This window comes from Candidatus Villigracilis sp. (genome assembly GCF_057083605.1).
This window is the reverse complement of the sequence record NZ_JBXMTI010000079.1, coordinates 47378-54403: the sequence shown is the minus strand read 5'-3', so window position 1 is coordinate 54403 and position 7026 is coordinate 47378. Positions and strand designations below refer to the sequence as shown.

Annotated in this window: 8 protein-coding genes; 5 read left to right on the top strand and 3 right to left on the bottom strand. The window is 48.3% G+C overall.

The features are described 5' to 3' along the window. Positions 1-195: 195 nt before the first annotated feature. The 3 genes from AC14M5_RS12330 to AC14M5_RS12320 form a co-directional block, all read right to left on the bottom strand. Positions 196-696 carry a hypothetical protein gene (locus AC14M5_RS12330; RefSeq protein WP_484029968.1) on the bottom strand — a complete coding sequence of 167 codons (501 nt, stop codon included), beginning with the start codon at positions 694-696 and terminating at the stop codon, positions 196-198. Positions 697-797: 101 nt separating this feature from the next. Beyond that, complete coding sequence (locus AC14M5_RS12325; RefSeq protein WP_484029967.1) at positions 798-1316, bottom strand: hypothetical protein; 519 nt, start codon at positions 1314-1316, stop codon at positions 798-800. Positions 1317-1427: 111 nt separating this feature from the next. Beyond that, a complete protein-coding gene (locus AC14M5_RS12320; protein WP_484029966.1) occupies positions 1428-2441 on the bottom strand; it encodes an NAD-dependent epimerase/dehydratase family protein in 1014 nt (337 codons plus the stop codon). Positions 2442-2649: 208 nt separating this feature from the next. Between AC14M5_RS12320 and AC14M5_RS12315 the strand changes: the two genes are divergently transcribed. The 5 genes from AC14M5_RS12315 to AC14M5_RS12295 all read left to right on the top strand — a co-directional run bounded on the left by AC14M5_RS12315 (position 2650) and on the right by AC14M5_RS12295 (position 6947). Further along, a complete protein-coding gene (locus tag AC14M5_RS12315) occupies positions 2650-3402 on the top strand; it encodes a hypothetical protein (RefSeq protein WP_484029965.1) in 753 nt (250 codons plus the stop codon). Positions 3403-3478: 76 nt separating this feature from the next. After that, on the top strand, positions 3479-4306 hold the full coding sequence (locus tag AC14M5_RS12310; RefSeq protein ID WP_484029964.1) for a DNA methyltransferase: 828 nt from the start codon (positions 3479-3481) through the stop codon (positions 4304-4306). Positions 4307-4440: 134 nt separating this feature from the next. After that, positions 4441-5418 (top strand): hypothetical protein, encoded by a 978-nt coding sequence (locus AC14M5_RS12305; RefSeq protein ID WP_484029963.1) that lies wholly within the window; start codon positions 4441-4443, stop codon positions 5416-5418. Between the two features lie 18 nt (positions 5419-5436). After that, on the top strand, positions 5437-6234 hold the full coding sequence (locus AC14M5_RS12300) for an N-acetylmuramoyl-L-alanine amidase family protein (protein WP_484029962.1): 798 nt from the start codon (positions 5437-5439) through the stop codon (positions 6232-6234). Then, positions 6231-6947, top strand: coding sequence for a L,D-transpeptidase (locus tag AC14M5_RS12295; RefSeq protein ID WP_484029961.1), 717 nt, complete (start codon positions 6231-6233; stop codon positions 6945-6947). Before AC14M5_RS12300 ends, AC14M5_RS12295 begins: the two co-directional genes overlap by 4 nt. The last annotated feature ends 79 nt before the right edge of the window (positions 6948-7026 follow it).

The following is a 7026-nucleotide window of genomic DNA, read 5'->3' as shown; positions in this document are numbered from 1 at the left end:
TTCAGCGTTTCTGTCCCACTTTTCAAAAATTATTTTTGAAAAGTGACTTTTTCGACAGTCTCAACAGTTTGCGTTACCTGCGCTGGGGCTTTGGACGGCGAAGCCGTCCAGCCAGAAAAAGGCTGAGGCGTAGAAAACTGCTTGAGATGTGCGCAGAATCCCCAGCATCCAGTGCACATGTGTTAGACAACATTCTTAATTTGTCGGTATCCATATTTCCCAAAATGGTCTGAAAACGACCAAGCTGAGAATAATTCCTACGATACAAGAAAGTATGGCACTAATCACAATACCACCTATGCCAAAAACATAAGTATTGAGTGAGAGTATATTGTCGAAAAACAGTGTCTCTCCCAATTGCTCACTTCCCTCAATAGGTCTATTACTACGGCCTATAAAGAACTTTGTGTCGCCAGTACATTCGGCCAACCCCTTGACTTGTACCTTATTTTGTTCAATCGTCAAAATGTTTCTGTAACTGCTGTCTCCCAATTTTTCGCATATAGTGTATTTAAAAGGACTGTTAGTGGGTTCAGGGAGTTTTTCAAATTCCACCGCAAACTCAATCGTTCCCATTACGAAATAAGGGAATACAGAATAATCGCCTAGCCTGAAAATGTTTCTCCACCACGGTTTCGGAGTAACTGTTATTCTGCCAAATGTTTTTTCATGTGAGTGACTATAAAAATGAGGCAATTGAGGTAACCTTTCTCTATGTCAACTTTCTATAACATCGTAAGGGCCCTAACTCTGCGGACTGCTACTCATCGGTAGGCGGTGACTAGCAGGCATTCTTATCAATTGAGATATTCACTAGCCATTCGACAATAATAGAATGCAAGGACTGACAATCCAAACAAAACCATTTGAAGAGTTACGAGAAAAGTAGGAGGGGTATCAAGGAGTAGGATTGCTGTAAGTACTACAAGCGATGGCACCAGCAAAAATACAATGATTGCAGAAATCAGTACAATGACATTGTTTTTTCTGTTAGAAGTGAACTGAGGTTGCCTCTTGGATGTTGTTGCCAAGACAGAATGCACTATTGCTTGCCCCGACAACACAGTTGATGCAAATGCCCATTCGGCTTGGCTAAATATACCTAATAAATTATTTTTGGTCGCAAGGGTAATGGAAATAACAATAAGTGGGAGAAATATGAATAGAACTTCGGCCAAAGCTCCATTTCTTGCCTTATGCAGCGGTAATTCTGTTTTTTTCTGGACTACATCTACAACGGCGATCCCTTTCGTTGCCTTTCGGAGAGGAACGCCTGTTTTTTTCTTGGATCGAACGGAATCTTTGATAGTTGACATCGTACTTCCTATCCAATGATGTGATTGATTTGCGGCCGCCTGACTAGTGTTTATACAGCATGCTGTAAAGTCCCCTTGCAGGATAACGCCTTATATGCAGCATTATATCTCCTACTTGCCATACCTCTTCCGTATCTCAGGCAGGAAGTAATCATCAAAGAAACAATCCATGTCATAATCGGGCTTCCAACCCCAATCCTTGCGGGCGCGGGAGTCGTCCACGTCTTCGGGCCAGGAATCGACAATGCCCTGGCGGCGCGGGCTTGGTTCAAAGGTGATCTTTGCATCTGCAAAGGCCTTAAGCGCACGCTGACGGAATTCATCGGCTGTGATGGCAAAGGCCGCCACGTTATACACGTTGGCTGTCAATTTTTCGCGAGGCGCATCCATGATCATCAATAAAGACTTGATCGCATCGGGCATGGCCATGAAGGAGATCTTTGAATCCGCGCGCACGAAGCAGGAGTAGGCTTTGCCCTGCGCCGCCGCATGAAGCATCTCGGGACCATAGTCGCTGGTGCCGCTGCTGGGCAGGGTAAAGGCGGAGATCAGGCCCGGGAAGCGCAGCGCTCGAAAGTCCAGCATGACCGGTGGTTTTTCATCCAGATGTTTCTGGCCGTAGAACTTGCTGTAATATATCCCCAGTTTTTCGCAATACAATTTATTGCAGCCGTACATGGTGTGCGGGTTATCCCAATCCTCTTCCTTCACCGCGCCCGCTCTTTGCTTTGATTCAAGGTCTGGCATTCCGTAGGCCGCAATCGAACTTGGGAATAAAAACTTGACCGACTTTTTATATTTTTCAGAACGATAGGCCGCCAGCATCAGCAGTTGCATCGTCCCTTCCACGTTGATGCGATGCGCCTCTTCGGTTGCGATCTCCGCCTTGGAGGAAAGCGAAGCCGCTAGGTGAAAGATGATATCGAAATCGTAATCATAAAAAGTTTTTATCTTATAAACCAGGTCCCCCTGCACATGTTCTGCCGAGAGATTTTTGATCGAATCGGGCAGGGGCATCATATCAGCCGTAACGATCCGATACCCGCCCTTCTTCGATAATTCCTGCACGAGCGCCTGCCCAATTTCACCACATGCACCTGTTATCAGCACTTGCTTCTCGCTCATGGTTTACTCCTGATATGCTAGAATGAAGTGGCTGAATTTTACGACATAATAAAAGAATTGATGTCATCAAATGCATATGATTTTTTCTACATCTTCTTCTCCGTCATTGCGAGGAGTGCTCTTGTTCTTTGCGACGAAGCAATCTCATTGTCGAGTTGGAGATTGCTTCGGGCGAAAGAGCATCGCCCTCGCAATGACGATACTCGCAATGACATTACTAACCTCCTGTTCCACACTGGATGCGATCCTCGCCACACCCATCCCTCCCACGCAGACGGAAACCCCGCTTCCGACTGCGACCATCAACTGGTTCCCCGCTTCAGCCACGCCTACCCTGAAAGTTTTTTCCACCAGCGCCCCAACCCCAGAGATGCGCCCCGGGCTTGGGGATGAGATCATCACCGACAATTTCTCCGACCCCTCGCAATGGGACATCGCCGCTTCCAACCAGGCCAGCGCAGATGTAAAGAATAATCGCATCACCCTCGCGGTACAAAGCGAGGTCTATATGCTTAGCCTCAAGCATGACCTCGTGCTCGATAATTATTACGCCGAGATCACCGCCCGTCCAAGCCTGTGCCGTGGTGAAGATAACTACGGGCTGCTGGTGCGCGCCAACGCAACGAGTTATTATCGTTTCGCATTGGCCTGCAATGGCACAGTCCGCGCGGAACGAGTCACAGCTGGGAACCGTATCACTTTGCAGCAACCTCTCCCCAGCGGTGACGTGCCTCCCGGCGCACCGGGCGAGGTCCGCATTGGGGTGTGGGCCGTTGGCAAGGAAATGCGTCTGTTCTTAAATGGACGTTATCAATTTAGCGTCATTGATCCCAGCTTTCCAAGCGGCGCAATTGGAGTCTTTGTCCGTTCGAGCAGCGCCTCCGCTGTAGTAGTATCATTCTCCGACCTCAGCATCCAAAATGTAGACTACGTCCCACCGACAGCTACACCGTTGCCATAACATCCGGTGGTCGAGTAGAGCGAGCGCCCTTCTCGCTCATATCGAGACCACAATTTAGGATAACAAAACAACCTTCGTGTTTAAAAGGTTTTCAATGACCAAAAACAAACTCAACGACCTCGACCCAAAAACCTGGCTGAAATTTCAAAAGTCATGGTTCATTCACAACCCGCCCAGGCGCAAAAAGGATGCGCTTGTGCACCCGGCCAAGTATCCTGAAACCATGGCGCAGGAATTCATTGAGTTCTTCACCAAAGCGGGCGAAACCGTGCTTGACCCCATGGCAGGGACGGGCTCCACCCTGATCGCCGCACTCCGCGCCGGGCGAAACTCTTATGGCATTGAACTAAACCCCAAATATGCGGAGATCGCAAAACAATTAATAGAAGAAGAACGCGGAATATTGGGTCAAAGAGTCGAAGATCTAAAGTCGGAAATCATTAATATTGATGCCGCGCATGCAATTGACCTTCGACCTTTGACCTTTGACTACATATTAACCTCCCCTCCCTACTGGGACATGCTTCACGCACGAGGCGCAGATAATCAAAAGAAACGCCGCGAAGACGAAGAATTGGATGTCGTTTATTCAGAAGACCCAAATGACCTGGGCAACATCCACGAATATGAAGAGTTTCTGGCAAGGCTTGTAAATATTTATGCAGGCCTAAAACCCTTGCTCCGTGAAAGGGCCTACCTTACAATCATCGTCAAGAACGTCAAGAAGGGCGGAAAGATATATCCCCTGGCCTGGGACATCGCCCGCGAACTCGGCAAAACCTATACTTTGAAAGATGAAAAGATTTGGCTGCAAGATAACCAACCTCTGGCTCCGTTTGGTTTGGGCAATGCCTGGGTCAGCAATACCTTTCATCATTATTGCTTGCAGTTTAGGAATGAATAAATGTGTCACCCTGAAGGAGCGTTCGTTGCGACTGAAGGGTCTCGCATTTATGAAGTAGAGACCCTTACCCTATCGGGCACGCTGTCGCTATCGCTCAGGGTGATATTAACTATTTAGATGAATGCAAATTAACCATGATCAGCGCTAACGACCTGCTCCGCCTGCCCTACACCCCCGACCTAACCGAAGGCGGAATTGAATACGCGCTTCGTTCGCTCACTCATTCTTTCGAACGTTCAGGAAGTTCACCTTACGATAAATTGCGCCGCGTAGTTGCAAGCACAGTTGTGGAACTTGCCTTTCGGCGTTATCTCTCCCAACAGAATATTCCCTTTGAAGTACAAACAGCAACTCCGTTCACAGACCATGAACGATATGATGTCACTTTGGGTGGGCGCAGATGTGATATCAAATCGTATTTCATCTCGCACTCCGCACAAATCGCAGAGATGCAGCGCAACCCCTCCGTGTTATTGAACGCGCCCGCACTTGTCCCTTCGGATCAACATGCAGGCGATGGACATTCACGCAATGACCTTTACTTATTTGCGTTTTTATCTGGCCTGATCGCCGCCTCACAGACCGATCTCAAAAAAGCTATCGAAACCAAACAACCGCATTACCTTGTCCATGCCATGCCTGAGGGATGGCGTAAGCCGTTGAACTGGAATCCACTTGGGGCGCTGACTTTGAAGTCTGATTCAGAGGAGGAGTTGCTGATCGAAATCAGCGGGCAGGATGAGGGGCGGGAATTGAAGCGATGTACTGTCAGCCTTCCGCCGAAAACAAAAGTGGTAATGAATGAATCTTTTTATTCATTGGCGAGTCTGCATATCCGCCGTATGCCTGATGCACGAGTCGGTATTCGCTGCGAATCGATAAAAGAAGCGCATGTCATTTCGCCGTTGGAGTGGGGAAACATTTGGGTCTATGGCACCAAGATTTTTCTGGCAGGTTATATTTCGTATGAAGAGTTTGGTCAGCGCGCAAAATCTCTTTTGCCAAATTCAAAAGTGTTTCAATACGAACATACTCGTGTGAAAAATCTGTCGTTGCCTGTTTTGGATTTGAAGCCCATGCGAAATCTAATTAATCTTACGAGTCCGTTTTAAGGTAATATTATATAGAACATGGAATCTACAAAAGAAAGACCTGCCCCACGACCAACCAGAAAACCGCGCACACCCAATGCATTCGCTTCCACGCTCGGTATAGCAATATTGCTTGCGACTCTTTTTACTGCGTGGACTCCGAATAGTCTGTTTGCCAGCAATTTGCAGGAGCAGCTACGTTTGATACTTACGCCTCAGCCCGCGCCGAATGCTGTTACCACATCCCAGCCGCAGTTACGCATTGGCATCGTCGCAGGTCATACGGGTAATGATTCAGGCGCGGTCTGTTTGGACGAGAACGGTCAGGCGGATATTAAAGAAGTGGATGTAAACCTTGAGATCGCCAGCCTGGTGCAGGAAAACCTAATCGCCAAAGGCTATCAAGTGGACCTGCTCAATGAGTTTGACACCCGCTTGAACGGTTATCGCGCCGTGGCGCTTGTTTCCATCCATAATGATTCATGTGAATATGTTAATGATGAAGCGACAGGTTTCAAAGTGGCGGCTTCGCTGGAGACCCGCGATGTGAACCGCGCTCAACGCCTGATCGCCTGCCTGACAGATCGTTACCGCCAAATCACAGGTATGACCTTCCACTCAGGAAGTATCACATCTGACATGCGCGAGTATCATGCCTTTTCTGAAATTGACCCAAACACGATTACCGCAATTATTGAAACGGGATTCCTGAACCTGGATCGAGACATCCTAACCAAACAAACAGACCTGGTGGCTGAGGGAGTTACACAAGGCGTTCTATGCTTCATCAATAACGAAAGTGTACTGCCAACGGCCCTGCCTACTTTTACACCATGAGTACCTCCGCTCCGCTTCCGCGAAGAAACCCGCTTTATTCGGTCATCAGCGTGACCTTTATTATTACTGCGGTTGGCATCGCGGCGTGGACGGTAACATCATCACCGGCAATGGGGTCAAGCGAACCAGTTTTCATCCCAACTTATTCTCATTCCTTTGCCTTTGCAGAGATTGCAAAGCCCACCTACACCGCACTGCCAACAGAAACCCCACTCCCAACTGAAATTCCAACCGTAACACCTGAACCAATGGTACAGGCTGAGATCGTATTGGATGCGCCTGTCAGCCAGTACGAGCAAGGCAATACGGACGTTGAAGCACCACTATCTTATGGCGGGAACAAATACATTCTGGTGGACATCTCTGAACAGCATATGTACGTCTATGAAAGCGATGCGCTTGTGTTTAGTTTTGTCTCTTCCACTGGCATGAACAACGCCACACGTGTCGGCAATTTCAGTGTACTGAACAAAGTCCCAAGCGCTTATGGAGCTACATGGAATATTTGGATGCCCAACTGGCTTGGCATTTATTGGGCAGGCAGTTTGCAAAATGGAATCCATGCCCTGCCGATCCTGCCGAACGGCGGTCAGTTGTGGGCTGGCTATCTCGGTGTGCCCATTTCATATGGATGCGTGGTGCTTGGGGTGGATGAAGCGCAATTGCTGTATGACTGGGCAGAGATCGGTACGCCCGTTGAAATTCGGTGGTAATGAATCATGTCATTGCGAGGGCGATGTTCTTTCGCCCGAAGCAATCTCCAACTCAGTATATGAGATTGCTTCGTCGCAA

Coding starts and splice junctions, on each gene's coding strand:
- AC14M5_RS12315 (WP_484029965.1), top strand. CDS start 2,650: ATGACATTACTAACCTCCTGTTCCACACTGGATGCGATCCTCGCCACA.
- AC14M5_RS12325 (WP_484029967.1), bottom strand. CDS start 1,316: ATGTCAACTATCAAAGATTCCGTTCGATCCAAGAAAAAAACAGGCGTT.
- AC14M5_RS12320 (WP_484029966.1), bottom strand. CDS start 2,441: ATGAGCGAGAAGCAAGTGCTGATAACAGGTGCATGTGGTGAAATTGGG.
- AC14M5_RS12295 (WP_484029961.1), top strand. CDS start 6,231: ATGAGTACCTCCGCTCCGCTTCCGCGAAGAAACCCGCTTTATTCGGTC.
- AC14M5_RS12305 (WP_484029963.1), top strand. CDS start 4,441: ATGATCAGCGCTAACGACCTGCTCCGCCTGCCCTACACCCCCGACCTA.
- AC14M5_RS12300 (WP_484029962.1), top strand. CDS start 5,437: ATGGAATCTACAAAAGAAAGACCTGCCCCACGACCAACCAGAAAACCG.